Below are 22,402 nucleotides of genomic sequence, written 5' to 3'. Positions count from 1 at the left end.
AGCGGCCGGTCTCACTGCTTGTCCGCTTCGAGCTGCGCCAGCGCCTGGTGCAGGCACTCCTGAAGCTTCTGAGCGACCTGCTCACGCGCGACGCCCTTGTCTGCGAGATCGCCTGACACCTTGCCGACGATATCGTCGATCGTCCGGCTCTCCAGATGGTCCGTCACCAGCGCGCTCGCGTAGCTTGCCGCGGCATCTCCGCTGAGCCCGAGCTGGCCTGCGGCCCACAGCCCGAGCAGCTTGTTGGATCGCGCGGTGGCTTTGAACATGAACTCCTCGTCGTGAGCGAATTTGGCTTCAAAGCCCTGCTCGCGCTTGTCGAACGTGGTCATGGTCAGCTCCATTCGGGTTCGCTGATGAGGATCGGACTTGCTGGGAGCGAAGGTCTCCGTGCTTCAGGTCAGTTTGGGATCATTTGAAGCTTCCACCCGGAAGCCGAACGCCGTCAAGCCTGCCGATGCACGCGCGGGTGCACGCGACGCACCAGCTTCGCGCCAATCAACCCGGCCAGGCTGGCGATGCTTAGGAACGAACTGCTGAAGGTCGCCGACGATTGTCGCAGCGCGGCCAAAGCGATCGAGGCACAATGACGCCCGCTCGACCTTGGCAGAGGCCGTCCTGGCGCTGAAGCTGGCCCTGAGCGCGAAGGGAATGTCCAAGCAACACAAGCGGCCAAGCGGGTCGCCGGGAGAAACGCTTCAAGGATTGGGCAGCAAGCGCGTCCGCTCAGCCCTTCGCTTCACGCGCCAAGCGCTCGGCCCTCAGCCGTTCCTTGTTGGCGTAAAACGCCTTCTGCGCCGCCTCATGGTCGCGCATGGCCTTCTCGGCCTCGATCCGGCGCGCCGCATCACGCGCCTGGCGCTGTTCGGGGGTCAGGGGTTTGCGTCGAAAGGAAAGGTCTTCAGTCATACCGAATGAACGCGGCGGCAAGGAAAAAGTTCCGTATGGTCCCGCTGAGGGGCATAGGCCCATACCTGAATATATGCGAAAACAACCCCATGCACAGTAGATAAGTCCTGCTGCCACAACGCTTTTTTAAGGGCGCAAGAGCCCGTTCATCCCTCGGCACATCGTCTGAGCGAGTTCCGCTTTTTGGGCCACGGCGAGAGGAGAAATGAAACGGTCCCGTCGCCGGCAAATCAGATCTCGATGTCCGCGATCACAGGCAAATGGTCCGAATAGGCCCTCGCCTCTTCGTCGGTCCAGACTTTCCCGAACCGACTATCGCTCGTTGCATAGATCCGGTCGAGCCGAAGCAAGGGTAAGCGTGCCGGGAAGGTTCGCAGCCGCGTACGGTTGGGGCAGGCCTGCGCGAGCACGCGCCGCACCGATTTCACCCAAAACCAGTCGTTGAAATCGCCGAGGACGACAGTTCTTCCAGGCTTCACCAGGCTCACCAGGGCCTGAGCCTGCGCATAACGCTCGTGGATACTCAGGCCGAGATGAGTGGCGACCACGCGGACGTCGCCAAGAGGCGTCAGCAATCCTGTGGCAATCGCTCGGCGTGGCTCCCGCTCCCGATACGACACGTCGACGATGTCAGGCACGCCGGAGAACGGAAAGCGGCTCAGGAGCATCTGACCGTAGTCACCGTCCTCCGTGACGATCGATTTGGCGTGGACGCGATGATCGCCGACCACACGCGCGAGCTTCCCAAACGGATCGTCCGACCGGGATCGGGAATCCACCTCCTGAAGCGCGACGACATCCGGCGACCACTTGCGAATGATGGAGCAAACACCCTCCAGATTGAATTTCGGATTGAGACTGAACGTGCCGTGCACATTCCATGTCATGAAGCGCATCGGCGCCATCAGCGCCTCCCGGCGAGCCAGGTCGCGAGGAATTGTGCGCCCGCGCAGAACCCGAGCCAGCCCAGAAACGCCAGGGCGAGCAGCAAAACGTTGCTCCAGGACGCATTCCTGGCCAGATCTGCGATCTGAGCTCCCAGGACAGCCATGGCGAGAATCCCGGGCGTGATACCCAGCAGCGTTCCAACCATGAAGTCACGAAGCGGCAGCGTGCTCGCACCGGCGACGACATTCACGATCGAGTACGGCGCGACGGGAATCATCCTGATGACGACGACGGCCAGAATGCCTCTACCCACAATCCGTTCCTGGATGCGCGCTGCGCGTCGTCCAAGCAGATGCTGGAGGCGTTCTCGACCGAGTACCCGTCCGATTAAGAAAAGGACAAGGGCACTGAGCAAGGCGCCAGCCATTGCAGTGAAGAATCCCAGCCATGGCCCAAGTGCAGCCGCAGTTGCGGCAATGAGGACGAGAATCGGAAACACCACCAGCCCGCCGATGACAAACGCTGCGATCGCGAAGAATGGTCCCCAGATGGATTGCGAATAGGCAGACAGGAGCGTCGAAATGCGGCCTTCATCGGCGAAACCGCTCAAGGATGTGTACGTCCAGGCCAGCGCCAACCCAAGAAGCGCCACGACGATCGATACGATCCCGATTATCGTCTTCGTGCTCCACATGCGAGATGCCGCCCGCTCCAAATGAAGTGGCCTCTCAGGGTCCGCCACCGGCTGAACCATCGTGGCCAGTGTACTGGTCAAACCCGAGGACTCCACTTCCCGCAGCGTGTTCGCCCCATCACCTTTCGACACGTCGTCGAGGAGAGCAAAAAGACGATCCTCATTTTGCGCGAGGGTCTGTTCTTCGAGACCGCAGAAATGGGCGATCAAGCGATGGCGAACCGAGGCGATGAAGTCCCGATGCTCCTCGGATGCGGCCTCAAAAATGAGGTCACATTCGCTATCGGCCCCCATCGACCGATTGTTAAGGTTAGCCGAGCCGATTCTCAATATCCTGTTATCGACGATCATGAGCTTGCTGTGCACCATCACGGCAGCTTCCGTATTTCCGCTGCGTGAGACCGGATAGAGAAAGCGAATGCGATCTGCGACCCCGGCCGCACCGAAGCAGTCGATGAAGGCGCCGCGGCCGTTCTGCATGGCCTGGGATTCCAGCCACGAGGAATGCAGTTTCGGAGCGACGATAAGAACCCGAAGCGATGGCGCGCGACGCATCTGCTCCGCCAATTCACGCGCGATCCTGGTGGCGCTGGTGAACTGATTTTCGATGTAGATGAAGCTCGTCGCAGACCGGATCGCTGCAATCAGGGAACGCTCGACCTCCCTGATGGTCGAACCTGCAGGACAGACCACCTCGGTCCTGGCGATACCGACCGGCAAGTGCTCGGCCTCGACCGGCACATTGGTCGGCCACCGAACGCTCTTCAGCGCGCGCCGTTCATCTCTCTGTTGACCTGCCGCACGCCAGCGTGCCTCCGCGAGCTCGAACAGCAATGCCGCGGCATCCCCGTCGACCATGCATTGGACGTCATGAAACGGCAGGTATGGCTTCCCCTGGGGGTCGCAGCGCGATGCGTGATCGGCGCGATGGTCACTCGTGTCCCAGCGCCTGATCGTCAGATCGAGCCCGCCGACGAACGCCAGTGAACCGTCGACACAGACGATCTTCTGGTGTTGAGCCGAGCCAAACGGAAGCGTGGAATCCAGATGAAACCGGACGCGGCCATCTGTTCCGGCAGTAAGTTTTGCCGCGGAATTCCACTCCCTTTCGGAGGCGTAAAGGGAGACGAAGTCCCAGACGAGAATGTTGATCCGCAAGTCGGGCCGGCGTTGAACCAGCGCGCGCAGGAACGGGCCGAGCTGTTCCGGCAAGCCATCATCGGCTCGTCCGGAAGCTCCGACCAGCCGGGTTTCACTATGGATGTCCCACCCGACGAGATAGACGAGATCTTGCGCCTCCAGCAGCGCCTCCCGCAGGGCCGCGAAATAAGCGGCAGCATCGTTCAGAACCGCCACACGCCGCGCTTCGCACCGCCGCCAGACGGTGTCGCCAGGGATCAGGGTCGATGAACTCTGAAGCAGGTGGACCTCGCAATTCGCATTCGCGTCTAAACGCGTTGGACGCTCAAGGGGTTCCCACGATCGCGGTTCGGAGCGCAACGGCCGTTGCCGCATTCCTGCACGACGTGCTCAACCGCAAGCTCGGCACCACGACGCGTGTCGAATTCTCCGATGATGGTCCTTTCCAAGGATGCTCTCCATGTGGTCGAGAGTTCGAACAACAGACCGGACGGGACCAAGTTCCTGAAGCTGAGCAAACGACATCTCGAAGGCGGAGAGCGCCGAAATGGTGAGGATCAAAACCGGAGTATCCCGAACAGGAACAGCAGCGCCACAGTGATCAAGCCGGAGATCAGCAGCGAGCCGAGACATCCCAGCCGGTTCGAGAAGAAGAAGAACATGCGTTGCCCGCTGTGAAGCTTCCGGTCAGGCTAATCTCTCAAATTCGATGGCGTTCCTGGCGCGCTTTTCCTCCTTTGCGCTAGGATAAAGTGCGTCACCGACCGCTCGCCGGCGCTTCAGACCACAAGGTCATTGAGACAGGTCAATACGGGCCAGCCCGAGCTCTGGAATTCTGACCTCGGCAAGTAAACGGAGGCGGCCATGTCACAACAAAGCAGCGTGCATTTTTACCTCAATTGGGCCAAGGAGCGGATCGACGAAATGGATGCCGCATTGGCCTCCTTCGAGGTCAAGGCCGGTGAGGCCAAGGCCGAGTCCAAGGTCAAGATTGATCAACTCCTGTCGGACCTGAAGAAGCGGCGCGATGAGTTTCAGGCCTTGCTCAAGACGCAGGCGGAAGCGGGCGAAGCCGCCTGGGCGGGCGCCAAGACAGACCTGGAAAAGCAATGGGCTGGATTTGAAGCCCAGGTGAAGACCTTCTTCGAAACCGCGGGCAAGCAGCTCGAGCAGCAGCAGGCCACGTTCGGCGACGTTGCGGCGGCACAGGCCAAGGCCTGGCGCGAAGCGGCGGACAAATTCCGCGAGGCCGCGGGCAAAGTGGCCACGGCCCGCACGGCCGACGTCGATGCCGCACTCAAGCAGATGAAATCCGACGCGTCCGAAGCCGAAGCACGTCTGCAGAAGCTGAAGGAGGCCGGCAGTGAATCCTGGTCCGTCCTGAGCGCCGCGCTCGCCGAATCCCGAAAGTCGTTCGATCAAGCAAACCAGACCGCATGGAATGCGCTGAAGGGCGCCAATACGAAGAGCTGAAGTCGCTCTGCCCCAAGTCGCCTGCCGGAAGTGCGGGAGAAGACCTAGGGACAGTTCAAGACCTGGAGCGAAGTCTGCTTCGAGGCCCGCCAATTTACGCTGGCGGGCTTCTCAACATAACTGCGTCTCTTTTGCCAAGCCTGATGTGGTTGCCAGCATCACCCACACGCAGAAGCCAAGCGACAATATCGACAGCTGTCGCGGCCGCACCGAAAAGAGCTGTACCGTCCGGTTGTGCTCCGGCAGGAACGCTCAGCTCAAGCGCCTGATCTTGCTGATTTTTTGGCGGAAGGGGTGGGATTCGAACCCACGGTACCCTTGCGGGCACGCCGGTTTTCAAGACCGGTGCCTTAAACCACTCGGCCACCCTTCCCCGTCAGCGGGCTCAAGCACTTAGCCAATGGTGGCGTTGAACGCAAGGCGAACGAATAATCTGGTCCTGAACCGCGCCGCCGCTCCCGCATGATCAGGCCGAGGCGGGGCAATCCCGTTCTTGAACAGATTGTCCCATCACTGAGACGGATCAACATGCGGCGTTCGCCAGCGCCGACGGAAACGGTGCGCATATCCCCCCAATAGGCTCGATGGCTGTCCCAGGCTGGCACATGAACCCTTGGCACGCGCCATGCAGACCTATCGTTCACCGGGGATTTTGCATTTCCCTCCCTGGGGCTGGAGCAACGCCGCCTGCCATATTTCAAGCAGGCGGCGTTGCTGTTTCCCGCGGCCTGCGGATCGGGCGCATCCGTGTCAGCGATCCTGTTGCGCCGGCGATCACGGAAGTTCTGCCTGTTCGCGCTCCGAAGCAGCACCGGAAAGGAAAGCGGCGCCCCCCGAGGGGAGCGCCGCGTGATGCTCTTCCGCGTCGGTTCAGTAGCCGCAGGACGCGCAGCCCATCTGCACCGGGGCGTAGTAGGAATAGCCCGGCGAGACCATCTCGACGCGCTGGCGCGTGGCGTATTGCGGCGGGATGCGCTCGTACTGGACGCCCGGGGGCGCGACCATCACGGTCTGCGGCACCATCACGGTGCGGTACTGCGCCGGCGTGCGGTGCGCGACCACGGCGCCCGGCGACACCATCACGGTCTCGTCGACACTGCGGTATTGCGGCGGCACGTATTGCTGCTGATAGCAGGTCTGGCACGGCGGCGGTGCGTAGCAATTGTAGCAGCCGGCGGAGGCTGCGCCCGTCATGGAAACCGCGGCGACGGCAGTCGAGAAGACGACGGCGAGAGTACGAGACATTGTGGTGGTGCCCCAGTTGCCCGAAATGGATTTGCGAAGGTGCCGCAGTATACGCCGCAATATCCTCGGCTGCCGAACTTCGTCGAGGCATCCTTAATGCGAACAGCCGGCTTTCGCCGGCCGTTCAGAACTCGTTGACCATCTGCGTGCCGCGCAAACGCAGCGTGCGCTCAGTTCGAGCGGCGCTTGACCTCACGCACCGCGCCGCGCGCGGCGCTGGTGGTGAGCGCGGCGTAAGCCTGCAGCGCGGTCGAGACGTTGCGCTTGCGGCCCGTCGCCTGCCAGGCGGCATCGCCCTTCGCCTCTTCCGCTGCGCGGCGGCTGGCGAGCTCCTCGTCGGAGACCTCCAGCGTGAGGCTGCGGTTCGGAATGTCGATGGCGATGATGTCGCCCGTGCGCACGAGACCGATGTTGCCGCCTTCGGCGGCTTCCGGCGACAGATGGCCGATCGACAGGCCGGACGAGCCGCCGGAGAAGCGGCCGTCGGTGACGAGCGCGCAGGCTTTGCCGAGGCCCATCGATTTCAGATAGCTGGTCGGATACAGCATCTCCTGCATGCCGGGGCCGCCGCGCGGGCCTTCGTAGATGATGACCACGACCTCACCGGCGACGACCTTGCCGCCCAGAATGCCGTCTACCGCCGCGTCCTGGCTTTCGAACACGCGCGCGGGGCCTGAGAATTTCAGGATCGAGGCGTCGACGCCGGCGGTCTTCACGATGCAGCCGTCCTGCGCGAGGTTGCCGTAGAGCACCGCGAGGCCGCCGTCCTTGCTGAAGGCATGCGCGAGGTCGCGCACCACGCCCTTCTCGCGGTCGGCATCGAGCTCATCGTAGCGGCGCTCCTGGCTGAAGGCGACCTGGGTCGGGATGCCGCCGGGCGAAGCACGGTAGAAGGTCCGCACCGTCTCGCTCTTGGTGCGCTTGATGTCCCAGCGCTCCAGCGCCTCGTTCATGGTCGGCGCATGCACGGTCGAGACCGTGGTGTCGATCAGCCCGGCGCGGTCGAGCTCGCCGAGAATGCCCATGATGCCGCCGGCGCGGTGCACGTCCTCGACATGCACGTCGGCGACCGACGGTGCGACCTTGCACAGCACGGGCACGCGGCGCGAGAGCCGGTCGATGTCCTGCATGGTGAACGCCACCTGCCCTTCATGGGCGGCGGCCAAGAGATGCAGCACGGTGTTGGTCGAGCCGCCCATGGCGATGTCGAGCGTCATCGCGTTCTCGAACGCCTTGAAGTTGGCGATGTTGCGCGGAAGCACGCTGGCGTCGTCCTGCTCGTAGTAACGGCGGACCAGATCGACGATGGTGTGGCCGGCCTCGACGAACAGGCGCTTGCGGTCGGCATGGGTCGCGACCACCGAGCCGTTGCCGGGCAGCGCAAGCCCAAGCGCCTCGGTCAGGCAGTTCATGGAGTTGGCGGTGAACATGCCCGAGCAGGAGCCGCAGGTCGGGCACGCCGAGCGCTCGATCACCTTGACGTCGTCGTCGCTGACCTTGGAGTCGGCCGCGGCGACCATGGCGTCGATGAGGTCGACGGCCTTGGTCTTGCCCTGCAGCTTGACCTTGCCGGCCTCCATCGGGCCGCCCGAGACGAACACGGCGGGGATGTTCAGCCGCAGCGCGGCCATCAGCATGCCCGGGGTGATCTTGTCGCAGTTGGAGATGCAGACGAGGCCGTCGGCACAGTGGGCGTTGGCCATGTACTCGACACTGTCGGCGATCAGCTCACGCGACGGCAGGCTGTAGAGCATGCCGTCATGGCCCATGGCGATGCCGTCGTCGACGGCGATGGTGTTGAACTCCTTGGCGACGCCGCCGGCCTGCTCGATCTCGCGGGCCACGAGCTGGCCGAGGTCCTTGAGATGGACATGACCCGGCACGAACTGGGTGAAGGAGTTGACGACCGCGATGATCGGCTTGCCGAAATCGGCGTCCTTCATGCCCGTGGCGCGCCAGAGGCCGCGGGCACCCGCCATGTTGCGGCCGTGGGTGGTGGTGCGGGAGCGATAGGCTGGCATGGCGGTTTCCGTCCTCGGGTTGGGCCGGGGCGGGAAAATCTGGTGCCGCCTCAGGCCTTTGTGGCCGGATAGCGCACGGGGTGGCGGGGCGCAACGGGAACTTGGGCATGACAGGGCTCCCCTGCTCCCGGCGAGGGGGCACAGGCGGTCTCAGCCGTCATGCCCGGGCTTGTCCCGGGCATCCACGTTCTTGGTTTTGCGCGGCAAAGACGTGGATGGCCGGGACAAGCCCGGCCATGACGGAGCATTTACTGCAACGTCGGATCGAGCCGGTCGCGCAGCCAGTCGCCGATCACGGAGACCGCCAGCGTGGTGACGACGATCGTGGTGGCCGGGGCCAGCATGATCCAGGGCGCCCGGGTCAGGTACTCCCGGCCATAGCCGACCATGTTGCCGAGGCTGGTCATTGGCGGCTGCACGCCCAGGCCAAGGAAGGACAGCCCGGATTCCATCAGGATCACTTCGGGGAAGACCAGCGTGGTCGAGACGATCAGGGTCGAGGCGATGTTGGGCAGGATATGCCGGAGGTAAATCCGTGACGGCGTCGCCCCCAGCTGGCGCACCGCCGCCGCATAGCCTTGCACGTTGGCGGAGATGGCGAGGCCGCGCGCGATGCGGGCATAGCGCTCCCAGCCGAACAGGCCCATCAGGCCAATTAGCAGGGGCAGCGAATTGCCGAAGAAGGCGAGCACGGCCAGCGCCATGATCAGGAAAGGCATGCTGGCCTGGAAGTCGGTCAGCATCAGCACGAGTTGCTCCGCGGCCCCGCGGAAATGAGCGGCGAGGAATCCCAGCGTGGTGCCGACGATCGCCGAGATCGCCGTCGCGCCGAAAGCGATCAGCAGCGAGATGCGGATGGAAACCAGCAGCCGCGACAGCACGTCCCGGCCGAGCTCATCGGTGCCGAGCCAATGCGCCGCGTTGCCGGGCGCGGCCAGCCGGTTGCGCAGGTCGAGCTGGGTGAAGCCGTAAGGCGCAATCTTCTCCGCGAATGCCGCGATCAGCAGCATCGCGATGATCCAGGCGACCGCAAGCGCGACGGAGACCGGAATTGCCGGCAGGCCGACACGGCGACGAACGCCAGAGCCCCCTCCGTTCCGATGAAATCGGAACGGGGCTCCAGATTCTAGTTTTGACGCGTTTTCTTTACGCGAACCGGTATCCACTTCGCTTGAAAACGCTTCGGTGTCCTTCAGCGTCGCGTCGGTCATGCGTGGGCTCCTTTCGCGCGCAGCCGCGGGTCGAGGAAGCCGTAGAGGAAGTCGACGATCAGGTTGGACGTCACCATCGTCATCGCGACCAGCAACAGGATGCATTGCACGACCGCGAGATCGCGATTGGCGACGGCGACCACCAGCAGGCGCCCTACCCCCGGCCAGGCGAACACGCTCTCGACCACGACCGCGCCCGCGATCAGCGTGCCCACCATGAAGCCGAGAATGGTGACGGTCGGGATCGCCGCATTCGGCAGCGCATGTGACGTCACCACCCTGCGCCACGGCACGCCCTTGGCCGAGGCGGTTCGGATATAGGGCTGGCCGAGCACTTCGAGCATCGCGCTGCGGGTGAAGCGCGCCAGCACCGCAGCGCCGCCAAGGCTAAGGGTTGCGATCGGCAGGATGGCGTGGCGCCAGCTGTCCTGCCCGCCGGACGGCAGCCAGCCGAGCTGCACGGCAAAGACGAGCACCAGCAGCAGTGCGAGCACGAAGCTCGGCACCGTGAAGCCGGCGACCGCCGTCATCATCACGGCGCGGTCGATCGCCGAGCCACGATGCAGCGCGGCGTAGATGCCGGCGGGAACGCCGAGCGCGACCTTGAAGAAGAAGGCCGGCAAGGTCAGCGCCAGCGTGGCCGGGATGCGCTCCAGCACGAGCTCGATCGCGGGCCGTCCGTCGCGCATGGAGCGGCCGAGCTCGCCCTTGGCGATGGCGCTGAAATAGTCGAGATACTGGAACCAGATGGGATCATCGAGGCCCCAGGCCTTGCGGAAGGCGGCCAGCACCTCGGGCGGCGCCTCCGGCCCCAGGATCATCAGCGCGGGATCGCCGGAGAGGCGAAGCACGACGAAGGCGAAGGTGACGACGAGCACGATCGTCAGCGCCGCGCGCCCGATCCGAATGGCGAAATAGCGTCCCATCAGGCTGCGTCCCGTGTCGCGGCGCCCGCGACGAGATGACAGGCGACCTGCCTGTTGCCGCCGACGACCGCGAGTGTCGGTACCTCGCTCGCGCAGCGCGCGACGGCGCGCGGGCAGCGCGGATGGAAGGCGCAGCCTTGAGGTCGCGCAGCAGGATTGGGCGGATCGCCCGACAGCACGATGCGGCCGGCGCTGCGGCGGCCCGGTGCCGGCGATGCGGAGACCAGCGCCTGGGTGTAGGGATGCTCGGGCCGCGCGAACAGGTCGTCGGCGCTGCCGATCTCGACGATGCGGCCGAGATACATCACGGCAACGACATTGCTGATCTGCCTGACGACGCGCAGATCGTGGCTGATGAACAGCAGCGTCAGCGACAGCCGGGCCTGAAGATCGGCGAGCAGGTTCACCACCTGTGCCTGGATCGAGACGTCGAGCGCGCTGACCGGCTCGTCGCAGACCAGGAAATCAGGTTTGGTGGCGAGCGCCCGCGCCAGCACGATACGTTGGCGCTGGCCGCCGGACAGTGCGCCGGGATAGCGCGCACCATGCGCCGGCGTCAGCTCGACGGCGCGCAGCAACTCGCGGACGCGCTCCTCGCGCTCGGCGGGCGTGCCGAGGCCATGGATGTCCAGCGGCTCGCGGATTTGCGTCGCCACCGGCAGGCGCCGATCCAGCGCGCCGAGCGGATCCTGGAAGATCATCTGCATGCGTGCCCGCTGCGCGCGCCAGGCGGCCGTCCCGGCAGCAGCCATCGGCTTGCCCTGGAAGCGCACTTCGCCCTTATCGGGCGGCTCGAGGCCGAGCACGATGCGTCCCGTGGTCGACTTGCCCGAGCCGGACTCGCCGACGAGACCCAGCGTTTCGCCCTTGGCAATCGTGAGCGACACGCCATCGACCGCGTGCACGGCCGTGCTGCGGCCGAACATTCCGGAGCGCATGGCATAGCTGCGCGAGATCGCGGACACCTCGACGAGCGGCGGGCTCATTCAGCCGCGACCCCAAGCAGCGCGCGGCGCGAGGTCTCGGTGCGGATGCAGGCGACGCTGCGGTCATCCGCGATCGGCGCCAGGCTAGGAGCGGCAAGGCCGCACGGCTCGGCCGCCAGCGTGCAGCGCGGCGCGAAGGCGCAGCCGCTCGGCATGTGCGCCGGATCAGGCACCGTCCCGGGAATGGCGGTGAGACGCCGGCGTGGTCCATCGAGCGGCGGCAGCGCGCCGATCAGACCCTGCGCATAGGGATGCACGGGATCGGCGAACAGCTGGTTGCTGGGCGCCTGCTCGACGATGCGGCCGGCATACATCACCGCGACACGGTCGCAATTCTCGGCGACGACGCCGAGATCGTGGCTGATCAGCACCATCGCCATGCCGAGCTCGCGGCGGACGGTGGACAGCAGCTCCAGGATCTGGGCCTGGATGGTGGCGTCAAGCGCCGTGGTCGGCTCGTCCGCGATCAGGAGATCGGGATTTCCGGCGAGCGCCATCGCGATCATGATGCGCTGGATCTGGCCGCCGGAGAATTCGTGCGGATAGGCTTCGAGCCGCCGCGCCGCGTCGGGAATGCCGACGAGATCGAGCAGCCGGCGCGCTTCCGCTTTCACGGCGTTGCCGGAGAGACCACGATGCAGCGCCAGCGCCTCGCAGAGTTGCTTGCGGATGGTCAGCACCGGGTTGAGCGCGCTCGCCGGATCCTGAAAGATCATGGCAATGCGTCCGCCCCGCACGCGATCGAGCTCGGCGGACGGCGCGCCGAGGATCTCTCGTCCCTCGAGTCGCACCGAGCCGGAGACCTGCGCATGGCGCGGCAGGAGGCCCAGCGCGCCGAGCCATGTGACCGACTTGCCCGACCCGGACTCGCCGACGAGGCCGAGGGCCTCGCCCTTCTCCAAGGTGAGATCGACGCCGCGCAGGACCGGCACGCCGCTGAAGGCGACGCTCAGGCCTGCAATGCTGACCAGCTGCGGCACGTCAGGCCTCGAAATTGCCGGCGCGGAAATCCATCGCGAAGGCGGGAGATGCCTTCCACTTGATCGATTTCGGCTTGGCGGTGAAGGTCGCGTTCTGGTGCAACACCGTGTAGGCGGGGTCTTCGCGCTCGGCGATCTCCAGCATGCGGCGGAACGCCTTCTTGCGCGCGGCGCGGTCGGTCGAGGTCTCCAGGAACTCCGAGAGCTTGTTCAGCTCGACATTGGTCCATTCGCCGATCTGCTGCTGCTGGCCGTTCGGCCCGTGCTGGGCGACCAGCGAGGACACGGGATCGTTGAACGCGGCCGAGTTCGACCAGTCGCGGACGGCACGCGCGGGTCCACGCTCCATGATCTGCGACCAGTTCTCCTTGATCTCGATCTGCACGTTGAGGCCGACCGACTTCCACATCTCGACCAGGATCTGCGCGGTCGCGACCTGGTTGGTGTAGTAATTGTTGAGCAGACGATAGGGAATCGGGTCGCCCTTGTAATTGGCCTGCTTGAGCAGATCCTGCGCAAGCTTGGGATCATACGCGGGCACGCTCCAGTCGGCATTGAACATGTCGCCGTAGAATTCCCACTGCAGGCCCTTCGGCACGCGGGTGCGGCCGGCCCACAGGCTGTCGACGATGGCCTGGCGGTCGATCGCATGGGTGAACGCGCGCCTCACCAGCGGATTGGCGAGCTGGGCGTGGTTCTTGTCGAACACGGTCAGGCGGTGATTGAGGATGGTGCCGCCCTGCACTTCGAACGCCGAATTCTTCTCGATGCCGGCGATCTGGTCCGGCGGGATGTCGCAGGCGAACTGGTATTCGCCCGACAACAGACCATTGATGCGGCTCGCGACTTCAGGCACTTCGAGGAAGCGGATGCGCTTGAGCGGCGGACGGCCACCCCAATATTCGTCGTGGGCTTCGAGCGTGAGCGAGACGTCGGGCTTGAGCTCGACGACCTTGTAGGGGCCGGTGGTGATCGGCTTGCGCGCCCAGTCGAGATAGCTCGCAGACTCATCCCAGGCGCGGCGGTTCATGATGTCCGAGCCGTAGCGCGACAGCCGGCCCTCGATGGTGACGTCGGGCGTCGCGTTGTAGAAGCGCACGGTGTACTTGTCGACGGCATCGACGCGCACGAGGTCCGGCCAGATGCGGCGGGCGACGGCCGGCACATCCGGCGGCAGCTCCTTGCCCGGCCGCGGCGTCGGGATCTTCTCGAACGCCTTGATCGTGGAGCGGTTCTTGGCCTCGGTCTCGCCGAACATGCGTTCGCGGCTGAAGGTGAAGACGACGTCCTCTGCCGTCAGCTCGTCGCCATTGTGGAATTTGACGCCCTGGCGCAGCTTCACCTCCACGGTCTGATCGTCGATGCGGCGCCATTCGGTGGCAAGGCCGGGCACGGCTTCGAGACTGCCACGCCAGTTCTTGGAGATCAGGCCCTCCCAAACCGAGGAGAAGAATACGCGCTCGCCGACATTGGATTGCTCGCGCAGCACGTCGAGCACGTTCGAGTTGGTGACCTTCTGCACGGCGATCGTGACCGACGGACGGTTGTCGCCTTGCGCGATCGCAAAGCGCGGGAGCAGCAGCGTGCTTGCGGCAACGCCGCCGGATTTCAGGATGCTGCGACGGGTGAGCTTGCTCATGATGATGACCCTGCCTTTGTGATGACGGTTATTCGGCGAGGCCGAGCGCGGCGAGATGGGCTGCGCCGGCGCGGACGTCGTCGTGATTGCGGAGTTCGAGGATCAACCGCGGATTTGACGTCAGACGGCCCAGGGCGCGGAACACGGCGACCCACGGGATATTGCCTTCGCCCGGGGCCCAGTGCCGGTCGGCAAAGCCGTCGGTGTCCTGGAGGTGCACATGGGTCAGCATGTCACCGGCTGTCTCGACATAGTAGTCGACCGGCGGCGCTCCGGTGGAGACATGCGCGTAGTTGGCGTGCCCGGTGTCGAGCGAGACGCGGACCTTGCTGCTTTCGAGCGCCCTGGCGAGGCGCACGCGGTCGCGCGGATCCTTGTCCTCGATGTTCTCGATGACGATCTCGCAGCCGATGGTTTCAGCGCGCGCAATCACCTCGGCCAGCGTCGCCTTGACGCGCTCGACGATGTTGCCGCGGCTCTCCGGATAGAGATCGAGATTGTTGTGATCCCACGTCGTGAACGGCGAGTGGATCACCATCTGCGTCGCGCCGAGGAACTCGGCGGCATCCAGGCCCTGAAGCAGGCGCTTGGTCACCGCCTGGCGGATCATCGGATCGTGGCTGTCGATCTTGAAACCCCAGAACGGCCCGTGGATGCCGAGCCGGCCGGTATGGCCGGAAAGCATCTGCTTGATGTCGCCCGCCGTGCTCCGCCAATCGCTGTCGAGCAGATCGGCGCGGAAAAAATCCTGGATCTCGAGATCGCGCTGCCGTTCGAGAAGCCAGTCGCGATGCGCGGGGATCGATTTGATGGACAATGCGGCGCCCAGCACCGGCTTCGACATGGCTTGCTCCTTGACTGTCGGCGATGACGGGAGCAGCGCTAGACCAGTTCAATGACAGGCCCGTGAATGTGTCTTCGGCGGCGCTAACGAGATGTGGACATCCTGCGCATTGCAAGCAACGATGTTGAGCAGCGGTGCTGCCGTCAATGCAGGCATCTGCAGATTCCCGCAGCAGCAAGTTCAATCGTGTCCGTAGTGATCCGGATTTGAATCCTATTCAGATCTCGCGTACATCGCGCGACATCGATCGGCGGCACTTCAAGAGGCATCACCTTCTGATCGCGCACCTCGGGGTTGGGGGACCACATGGGGCGGGGGATCTAAGGCTGGGGCAAGGTGACGAGGTCCGGACTCCTAGGCACTCCGGACCTCGAAACTTTCGACATCGAACGCAATCGCGCCGCCCGGCTGGTTTCCGCCGGGCGGCGCGTTGTCGTTTCAGCGTCGTCGCTGTCAGCGCGTCTGCGGCTCAATCGTCACCGTGCAGTCGCCCTGCCCTTGCGTTGCGACCACGATGTTGCCCGCGGGAGCGCCGAGCGCGATCGGCGCGGACGAGCCGCCGTCAGGCATCTGGACCGTCACGCTCAAGGAATCGGTGCGCGCAGTCGAGCCAACGGTCGAGGGTTCCGCTTGGGCGACATTGCCCGAGGCGTCACGCCGCATGATCTGGCAGTTCAAAGGGCTTCCGCCGGCCGCCGCCATGCTCGACGATGCGCTGCCGCCCATTTGTGCACGCGCCCGCGACGGATCGCGGGGCACCTGGCTGACGATGCGATGCGTCCGGGGCTCGACAATGACCACCTCGTCGTCCGTTGCGAAATATTCGTAGTCCCGATATTCGGGCTCGATCGAGACGATTTCGGGCGGCAGCCGGTGGAGACGTACGCGCGGCGGAATCGTCTCGCCGATCCGGATCGAGATGTTCAGATTGCGCTCCGGCTGCGCGAGGCGTGTCCGGCTCATCGTTTCGGAGATCCGCACCTGCTTCTCGGTCGTCACCTGGGCCTGCTGATTGACCTGCGTGTTGGTCTGGGTGGTCTGATTGGCCTGATTGGTCTGCGTGCCCGATGTGCCGGGCGCGGTCTGCGCATTGTTGGCCGGAGCCGTCCGGCTCGTATCCGTCGCGGTTGCCGGCCGGTTGGTCTGTTGCGCCGGCTGCTGTTGCTCGGCGGCATTGCGCGGCGGCTGAGCCTGGTTGCGCTCGTTCTGGTTGGCCGCAGCTCCCGCGCGCTCGTTCTGCTGAGCAGTTGGGGCGGTCCTGGACTTCTCGGACTCGGCGGTTGATTTCTGCGGCGCTGACTTGTCCTGCTTCGTCTCCGCACTGCTCTTGCCGCTGTCGCGTCCCGGCTTCGCGCTCTCAGCCTCGCGGTTGCGATCGCGTGAAGGTTCACGAGACTCTTGTGCCTGATCCTTCGCCTTCGGTTGATCGCGCTCGGAAGCCGCGGCCGGTTGACGCTTGTCGTCGTTGGCACCGCCCTTCTCTTCGCGTCCCGCTCCCTGCAGTCTCTCTTGAGCGCCCTGCGCGCGCTCTTGAACGCGCTCTTGAGCGCCTTGGGCCGCGCCACCGCGCTGCGGCGCAGCGCCTTTCGCGGGTTCCTCGGTTCGTTTCGGCTCGTCCCTTCGCTCACCGGGCGCCTGAGCGTAGGCGAATCCGGATGCGAGCATGAGTCCGATGGCCGCAGTCGATAGCATCAAGTGTTTATGCATGGTCCCTCTCCTCAACAATTCGCAACAACAGACGCGAACGTTCTGTCCTTGCGAAGGTTCCTGAGTGGGAACGTAGCGTTTCACCAGCGAGCCGATCAGGCCGCGCTCACATCGCATCCTTGAGAGTCAGTCGCGCCGTGAACGTCACGCTGGTCTTGCCGACCAGTGCCATGCCTTCGACCTCCGCACCGCCGGGAAAATAGTCACCGGAAAAGCCGCAGGTGACCTCCCTGCCGCCGAATGCAAGCGTCCTGCCGACCGCTTCGGTGTGCTGGTTGACGGTCATGTCGCCACGCCACTTGCCGTTCCGGAAGGTGTAGCTGCCGGTGTAGTAGAAATAGCTGTCGCCGCCCATGATGCGGCCCTCGCAGAGCACGACCACGCCTCTCGCCCGCCCTCGCTTGCCATCACGCATCTCGATGTCGAAAATGTAGAGGCCGTTGGTGACCTTGGCCCCCTCACTCGTTTGCGTTCGATCCCCGGCCGACATCAGATCGTCTCCCAACAATGCCGATCGGCCGCGCCGATCAGTTCGGCACGTTCCGTTCGAGATCCTCGAGCCAAGCGGCCGCACTCGAATCCGACGGCGCACGCCAGTCGCCGCGCGGCGACAGCGAGCCGCCGGCCGAGACCTTCGGCCCGTTCGGCATGGCCGAGCGCTTGAACTGGCTGAACGCGAAGAAGCGGCGCAGGAACACGTCCAGCCAGCGGCGGATCTCCGGCAGATCATAGGCCTTGCGCCGATCATTCGGGAATGCCGGCGGCCACTCGCCCTTGGCGACGTCCTTCCACGCCTGGAAGGCCATGAAGGCGATCCTGGACGGGCGCATGCCGAAGCGCAGCGTGTAGAACAGGTTGAAGTCCTGCAGCTCGTAAGGCCCGACGGACGCTTCCGTGCTCTGCGGCTTCTCGCCGGGCTGCACCGGCACCAGCTCGGGCGATATTTCAGCGGCCAGGATCGAACCAAGCGTCCGGTTGACGTCGTCGCTGAACTGCCTGGATGCGATCACCCAGCGGATCAGGTGCTGGATCAGCGTCTTCGGCACGCCCGCATTGACGTTGTAGTGCGCCATCTGGTCGCCGACACCATAGGTGCACCAGCCCAGCGCGAGCTCGGAGAGATCGCCGGTTCCGATGACGATGCCGCCGTGATGGTTGGCGAGCCGGAACAGGTAATCCGTCCGAAGGCCCGCCTGCACGTTCTCGAAGGTGACGTCGTAAATCTTCTCGCCCTTGCCGAAGGGATGACCGATGTCCTTCAGCATCTGGGTTGCGGTGGTGCGGATGTCGAGCTCCTGCCAGCTCGTCCGCAACGCCTGCATCAGTGCCAGCGCATGGGTCTTGCTCTCACTGCCGGTGGCAAAGCCCGGCATGGTGTAGGCCAGGATGTTCTCGCGTGGCAGGCCGAGCAGATCGATCGCCTTCGCTGCCACGATCAATGCATGGGTGGAATCGAGGCCGCCGGATACGCCGATCACGACGCGCTTGGTACCAGTCGCGCGCATGCGCTGCACGAGCCCGGCGACCTGGATGTTGTAGGCCTCGTAGCAATCCTGCTCGAGCAGGCTCTCGTCGCTCGGCACGAACGGAAAGCGCTCGACCTTGCGCAGGAAGCCGATGTCAGCGGCTGGCGGCTTCAGCGCGAATGTCACCTTGCGGTAAAAGGCCTCGCGCTGCCGCCGGTTGTCGTCGAACGTCCCCATCAGGGCGCGTTCCTGCCTGAGCAGGTCGAGATCGACGTCGGCCAGCGTGATCTGGCCGCCCTGGCGGAATCGCTCGCCCTCGGCCAGCAGCACGCCGTTCTCGAAGATCGAGGTCTGGCCGTCCCAGGAGAGATCCGTGGTCGATTCCCCTGCCCCGGCGGCCGCATAGACGTAAGCCGCGAGGCAGCGCGCCGACGTGGATTGGCACAGCAGCGCGCGCGAGCGCGCACGGCCGATCGTGATCGGGCTCCCGGAAAGATTGATCAGAACACTCGCACCCGCGAGCGCGAGCTCCGAAGCCGGCGTCACCGGGATCCACATGTCCTCGCAGATCTCGACGCCGATGGTGAGGCCCGGAACGTCCTCGGCGGCGAACAGGAGATCGACGCCGAACGGGGCGTGCAGGCCGCCGAAGGCGATCGTCTCGCCGGCGATGCCGGCGCCGGAGGCGAAATGCCGTCCCTCGTAGAACTCGCGGTAGGTCGGCAGGTAAGATTTCGGCACCACGCCGAGGACGTTGCCGCGATGGATGACGACAGCGCAGTTGTAGATGCGATGACCAAAACGCAGCGGCGCCCCGACGATCAGGACCGTCATCAGCCCCGCGGAAGCCTCAACGATCGCGGCGAGCCCGCGCTCGACGGCATCGAGCAGCGGATCTTGCTTGACCAGGTCCTCGATCGCATAGCCGGACAGGCACAGCTCGGGAAAGACCGCGACCGCCGCCGACTGCTCGTGGCAGGCTTCGGCCGCTGCCAGGACAGCCTTGGCGTTGGCCGTGGGATCGGCGACATGGGACGTGGTGACACAGGCCGCCACGCGCGCAAATCCGTGAGCGTAGATCGAGTGGAAAGTCATCGAGCGCAGTACCCTTAAATCTCTTCGCTGGCGAAGCCGTTCAGCCCCGGATCCTATGTAGCCCATCGACCGGGTCCCGTGCGAGCCATCCCCCGGCATGCATAACGGACTTGCAGGGCGGCCCGCCCGGCGCCGGCGAGCTCAGGCGCTGCGGGCGAGTACGCCGGGCAGATCGTCGCGCAGCCACCCGGCGATCCGGCGCCAGACATGCGCGTGGGTGCGCGCGCCCATGAACAGCCCGAGATGATTGCTCGGCTCTGAAGCCGCCTCAATGAAGGCTGGCGGTGTGCCGACAAGCCCGGCGGTGGCGAGCGCTTGAGCCGCCGGCACCACATCGTCGTCGAGCCCGGCCAGCAGGAAGATTGGCGTCTTGACGTCCTTCAGATGAACCGGGCGGCCGAGCGCGACGAAACTGCCCCCGGCAATCCGGTTCTCCCGGAAAATTCCGTTGACGATCTCGAGATAGTAAGTGCCCGGCAGATTGAGCGTCTCGGCGTTCCAGCGGTCGAAGCGCGCGAGCAGCGCGGCACCCTGCTCGTCCGAGAGATCCCGCTGCAAAGCCGCGACGATATCGTCGCGGCTCGGCGCCTTGGACCAAAAGTGCAACATCTCCTCGCCGCTGACATTGCCGCCGCCGCGCGAGACGAGCTGGTCGTAGACCATCTCGGGCGCGTTGCGGGCGAGGCGGGAGAGCAAGGAATCGATCGACAAGTCCACGGGAGCACCGACCAGGACCAGCCGCCGCACCTTGGCTGGAAAGCGCGCCGCATAGAGCAGTGACAGCCATCCGCCCTGGCAAAGGCCGACGAGATCGACCGGCGCACCGATCTCGTCGATGGCGACGTTGAGGTCGGCGAGATAGCTGTCGATCGAGAGATAGCGCATGCTGGGGGTGGCCGACCGCCAGTCGGTGACATAGACCCTGTCGACACCGCCCTCTTGCAGCGACTGCACCACGCTATGGCCTGACGCAAAATCGGCGATCAGGGCCCGATGCAGCGCATAGGGGGCGCAGACCAGCGCCGGCTGGCCGGACCGGGTCCGCGAGCAATCGCGCAGCTGCATCGTTGCGAGCTCCAGGGCAACGCTGTTGGGCGTCGTCCATGGCAGGCTGCTCTCACCCTGCTTCGCGGGTCCGCGCTCCAGCCACCAGAAACAGGCATCCATCGCGAGCTGCGCCGCCGCAAACGGCCACAGCCGTGGATCGTCAGGGCCATGCCCTGGTCCACGTGGCTGTTTGGCGGTCCTCTCCACCATGGCTACCTCGATATCCTCACAGGAACGCCTCGAGGCTGACGACAGTGATCCCGAGGTCCCTGAAACTTTGATGGGTCGCGGCCACCGAGCCGTCGAGATCGATGCCACGGCAGGCATCCTCGATGACGGCCACCTCCAACCCCGCCTTACGCGCATCCTCCGCCGAGAAGCGGACGCAGAAGTCCAGCGCCAGACCGGCGACAAAGACGGTCTTCAGCTCGCGTTCACGCAAATAGCCAAGCAGTCCGGTCGGCGTCCGATGGTCGTTCTCGAACAGAGCCGAATACGAATCGATGCCACGGCGAAAGCCCTTGCGTACCACGAGGCCTGCCCGCGTCAGGTCGAGATCGCGATGAAATTCGGCGCCCGCCGTGCCTTGCACGCAATGCGCCGGCCATAGCACCTGCGTGCCGTAGTCGAGCTCGATGGCCTGGAACGGCTGCTTGCCCGCATGATTCGACGCGAACGAGACGTGGTCGCTCGGATGCCAGTCCTGGGTCAGCACCACATTGGCGAATTTCTGGGCGATCCGGTTGATGGCAGGGACGACCTTCTCCCCACTGGGAACGGCGAGCGCTCCGCCGGTACAGAAGTCGTTCTGTACGTCGATCACCAGCAATACGTCGCGGTCGGAAATCTTCATTGCAAGGCCCCACTCGATCCGCCCAGCGTCAGGCGCCGGACGCTTCTTCCCAATGTCGATCTTCCGGCGCAGCTTAGCAACCACCGACCGCGTGCGGCGATACCGCGCTGACGGCCAGGATTTGCCCAGAATGCAACGGTTTGACCTTGTCCGTGTTGACTAGGAACAACCAAGCGAGGATTCTCAGACCGTCCGCGGTTTGCGGATCGGATCAGGAACGGAGGCGAAGGTTCCCGAGGGCCGCAAGGCCGCGGAAGCCGCAGGACTATGGGCATCGGCAAGACAGGAACCATTCTTCTCGCCGATATCGGCGGCACCAATGCGCGCTTCGCGCTGAACCGGAACAATCAGACCGGACCGATCGACTACGTGAAGGTCGCCGACTTCCCGACCGTACGGGAAGCCATCGCGGATGTCCTGGCGCGGCGGTCAAGCGGCGAGCAGCCCCAAAGAGCGGTGCTTGCCGTGGCCGGTCCCGTCACCAACAACCGCTGCGTCATGACCAACAGCCCCTGGGTCATCGACGGCAACGAGTTGCAGCCTGCGCTCGGCTTCGACAGCGTGCACGTGCTGAACGACTTCGAGGTGGTGGCCTGGTCCCTGCCCGCCTTGCAACCTGCCGATCTGATCCCGCTCGGCGGAGGCGATGGCCTGCCCGGAGAGCCGTTGCTGGTCGTCGGGCCCGGAACTGGCTTTGGTGTGTCTTGTCTAATCGAACGCCATGGTTCGCGACTGGCCGTCGTCACTGAGGCCGGGCACGCGACCCTGCCGGCGGAGAACGAGCGCGAGGAACGCGTGATCGCCAGCTTGCGCCGGCGCCTCGGCCATGTCTCCATCGAGCGTGGCGCGCTCTCGGGTTCCGGACTGCAGAACCTCTATGAAGCCTTGGGCGAGATCGATGGCGTCCAGGTGCCGCATCGCGATGCCGCCGCCATCACCAAGGCTGCGCTGGAGGGCAGCTGTCCCGTCAGCCGCGCCACGCTGGAGATGTTTTGCGCCATCCTTGGCTCGGTTGCCGGCAATCTCGCGGTGACCTTCGGCGCGCGCGGCGGCGTCTATATCGCCGGCGGAATCGTGCCGCGTTTTCGCGAGTTCCTCGCGGCCTCCGCGTTCCGGGCGCGCTTTGAAGCGAAGGGACGTTTCCAGGACTATCTGCGCGACATCCCGACCAGGCTGGTGATCAAGCCCGATGCGAGCTTCGTCGGCCTGAAGATGTTTGCCGACCACACTGCGAATTGACGGACGATCACGCTCCGCTGCTGGCGTGTTCCAGTAATT

20 protein-coding genes and 1 tRNA gene are annotated in these 22,402 nt (G+C 64.9%); 3 read left to right on the top strand and 18 right to left on the bottom strand.

All coding sequences use genetic code 11. The features are described from left to right. Positions 1-11: 11 nt before the first annotated feature. The 4 genes from AC1RQP_RS02115 to AC1RQP_RS02100 form a co-directional block, all read right to left on the bottom strand. Positions 12-332: a DUF1476 domain-containing protein gene (locus AC1RQP_RS02115; protein ID WP_492935747.1), complete on the bottom strand. Its 321-nt coding sequence runs from the start codon at positions 330-332 to the stop codon at positions 12-14. 394 nt (positions 333-726) lie between these two features. After that, positions 727-909, bottom strand: coding sequence for a hypothetical protein (locus AC1RQP_RS02110; protein WP_239623626.1), 183 nt, complete (start codon positions 907-909; stop codon positions 727-729). A 230-nt stretch (positions 910-1,139) separates the two neighbouring features. Continuing rightward, entirely contained in the window at positions 1,140-1,814 is a 675-nt protein-coding gene (locus AC1RQP_RS02105; RefSeq protein ID WP_492935746.1) for an endonuclease/exonuclease/phosphatase family protein, read from the bottom strand. After that, positions 1,814-3,847 carry a VTT domain-containing protein gene (locus AC1RQP_RS02100; RefSeq protein ID WP_492935745.1) on the bottom strand — a complete coding sequence of 678 codons (2,034 nt, stop codon included), beginning with the start codon at positions 3,845-3,847 and terminating at the stop codon, positions 1,814-1,816. The genes AC1RQP_RS02105 and AC1RQP_RS02100 overlap by 1 nt, the downstream gene beginning before the upstream one ends. A gap of 216 nt (positions 3,848-4,063) precedes the next feature. Here AC1RQP_RS02100 and AC1RQP_RS02095 point away from each other — a divergent pair, with 216 nt between their 5' ends. Both AC1RQP_RS02095 and AC1RQP_RS02090 read left to right on the top strand, forming a co-directional pair. Then, positions 4,064-4,309, top strand: a complete 246-nt coding sequence (locus AC1RQP_RS02095) for a hypothetical protein (protein ID WP_239623629.1) — start codon at positions 4,064-4,066, stop codon at positions 4,307-4,309. A 186-nt stretch (positions 4,310-4,495) separates the two neighbouring features. Next, positions 4,496-5,104, top strand: coding sequence for a sll1863 family stress response protein (locus tag AC1RQP_RS02090; RefSeq protein ID WP_492935744.1), 609 nt, complete (start codon positions 4,496-4,498; stop codon positions 5,102-5,104). A 283-nt stretch (positions 5,105-5,387) separates the two neighbouring features. Here AC1RQP_RS02090 and AC1RQP_RS02085 read toward each other — a convergent pair. The 14 genes from AC1RQP_RS02085 to pncA all read right to left on the bottom strand — a co-directional run bounded on the left by AC1RQP_RS02085 (position 5,388) and on the right by pncA (position 21,124). Further along, positions 5,388-5,477: transfer RNA gene (locus AC1RQP_RS02085), tRNA-Ser, on the bottom strand. Positions 5,478-5,974: 497 nt separating this feature from the next. Continuing rightward, positions 5,975-6,298, bottom strand: coding sequence for a hypothetical protein (locus AC1RQP_RS02080; RefSeq protein WP_492936363.1), 324 nt, complete (start codon positions 6,296-6,298; stop codon positions 5,975-5,977). 221 nt (positions 6,299-6,519) lie between these two features. Further along, complete coding sequence (ilvD, locus tag AC1RQP_RS02075; protein ID WP_492935743.1) at positions 6,520-8,370, bottom strand: dihydroxy-acid dehydratase; 1,851 nt, start codon at positions 8,368-8,370, stop codon at positions 6,520-6,522. A gap of 248 nt (positions 8,371-8,618) precedes the next feature. After that, on the bottom strand, positions 8,619-9,581 hold the full coding sequence (locus AC1RQP_RS02070; protein ID WP_492935742.1) for an ABC transporter permease: 963 nt from the start codon (positions 9,579-9,581) through the stop codon (positions 8,619-8,621). Beyond that, positions 9,578-10,507: an ABC transporter permease gene (locus AC1RQP_RS02065; RefSeq protein ID WP_165935806.1), complete on the bottom strand. Its 930-nt coding sequence runs from the start codon at positions 10,505-10,507 to the stop codon at positions 9,578-9,580. Before AC1RQP_RS02065 ends, AC1RQP_RS02070 begins: the two co-directional genes overlap by 4 nt. Continuing rightward, positions 10,507-11,493 (bottom strand): ABC transporter ATP-binding protein, encoded by a 987-nt coding sequence (locus AC1RQP_RS02060; protein ID WP_492935741.1) that lies wholly within the window; start codon positions 11,491-11,493, stop codon positions 10,507-10,509. Before AC1RQP_RS02060 ends, AC1RQP_RS02065 begins: the two co-directional genes overlap by 1 nt. Beyond that, a complete protein-coding gene (locus AC1RQP_RS02055) occupies positions 11,490-12,473 on the bottom strand; it encodes an ABC transporter ATP-binding protein (RefSeq protein ID WP_492935740.1) in 984 nt (327 codons plus the stop codon). Before AC1RQP_RS02055 ends, AC1RQP_RS02060 begins: the two co-directional genes overlap by 4 nt. 1 nt (position 12,474) lies before the next feature. Then, the gene (locus tag AC1RQP_RS02050) at positions 12,475-14,112 is read right to left on the bottom strand and encodes an ABC transporter substrate-binding protein (RefSeq protein WP_492935739.1); all 1,638 of its coding nucleotides are present in this window, start codon (positions 14,110-14,112) and stop codon (positions 12,475-12,477) included. A gap of 28 nt (positions 14,113-14,140) precedes the next feature. After that, positions 14,141-14,956 (bottom strand): sugar phosphate isomerase/epimerase family protein, encoded by an 816-nt coding sequence (locus tag AC1RQP_RS02045; RefSeq protein WP_492935738.1) that lies wholly within the window; start codon positions 14,954-14,956, stop codon positions 14,141-14,143. Between the two features lie 453 nt (positions 14,957-15,409). Next, positions 15,410-16,663 carry a DUF1236 domain-containing protein gene (locus AC1RQP_RS02040; RefSeq protein ID WP_492935737.1) on the bottom strand — a complete coding sequence of 418 codons (1,254 nt, stop codon included), beginning with the start codon at positions 16,661-16,663 and terminating at the stop codon, positions 15,410-15,412. A gap of 106 nt (positions 16,664-16,769) precedes the next feature. Continuing rightward, the gene (locus tag AC1RQP_RS02035) at positions 16,770-17,153 is read right to left on the bottom strand and encodes a GrlR family regulatory protein (protein ID WP_492935736.1); all 384 of its coding nucleotides are present in this window, start codon (positions 17,151-17,153) and stop codon (positions 16,770-16,772) included. Between the two features lie 37 nt (positions 17,154-17,190). After that, on the bottom strand, positions 17,191-19,224 hold the full coding sequence (locus AC1RQP_RS02030) for an NAD(+) synthase (RefSeq protein WP_492935735.1): 2,034 nt from the start codon (positions 19,222-19,224) through the stop codon (positions 17,191-17,193). Between the two features lie 141 nt (positions 19,225-19,365). Beyond that, positions 19,366-20,481 carry an alpha/beta fold hydrolase gene (locus AC1RQP_RS02025; protein WP_492935734.1) on the bottom strand — a complete coding sequence of 372 codons (1,116 nt, stop codon included), beginning with the start codon at positions 20,479-20,481 and terminating at the stop codon, positions 19,366-19,368. A 16-nt stretch (positions 20,482-20,497) separates the two neighbouring features. Further along, positions 20,498-21,124, bottom strand: coding sequence for a bifunctional nicotinamidase/pyrazinamidase (gene pncA, locus AC1RQP_RS02020; protein ID WP_492935733.1), 627 nt, complete (start codon positions 21,122-21,124; stop codon positions 20,498-20,500). Between the two features lie 267 nt (positions 21,125-21,391). On the opposite strand from pncA, the gene glk reads away from it, so the two are divergent. After that, a complete protein-coding gene (glk, locus tag AC1RQP_RS02015) occupies positions 21,392-22,363 on the top strand; it encodes a glucokinase (RefSeq protein ID WP_492935732.1) in 972 nt (323 codons plus the stop codon). Positions 22,364-22,402 lie beyond the last annotated feature (39 nt).

The sequence above is a fragment of the Bradyrhizobium sp. GW821-FHT13H06 genome, assembly GCF_058803975.1.
Note: the sequence above shows the minus strand (reverse complement) of the source record. Positions and strands in the feature narration are given on the sequence as shown.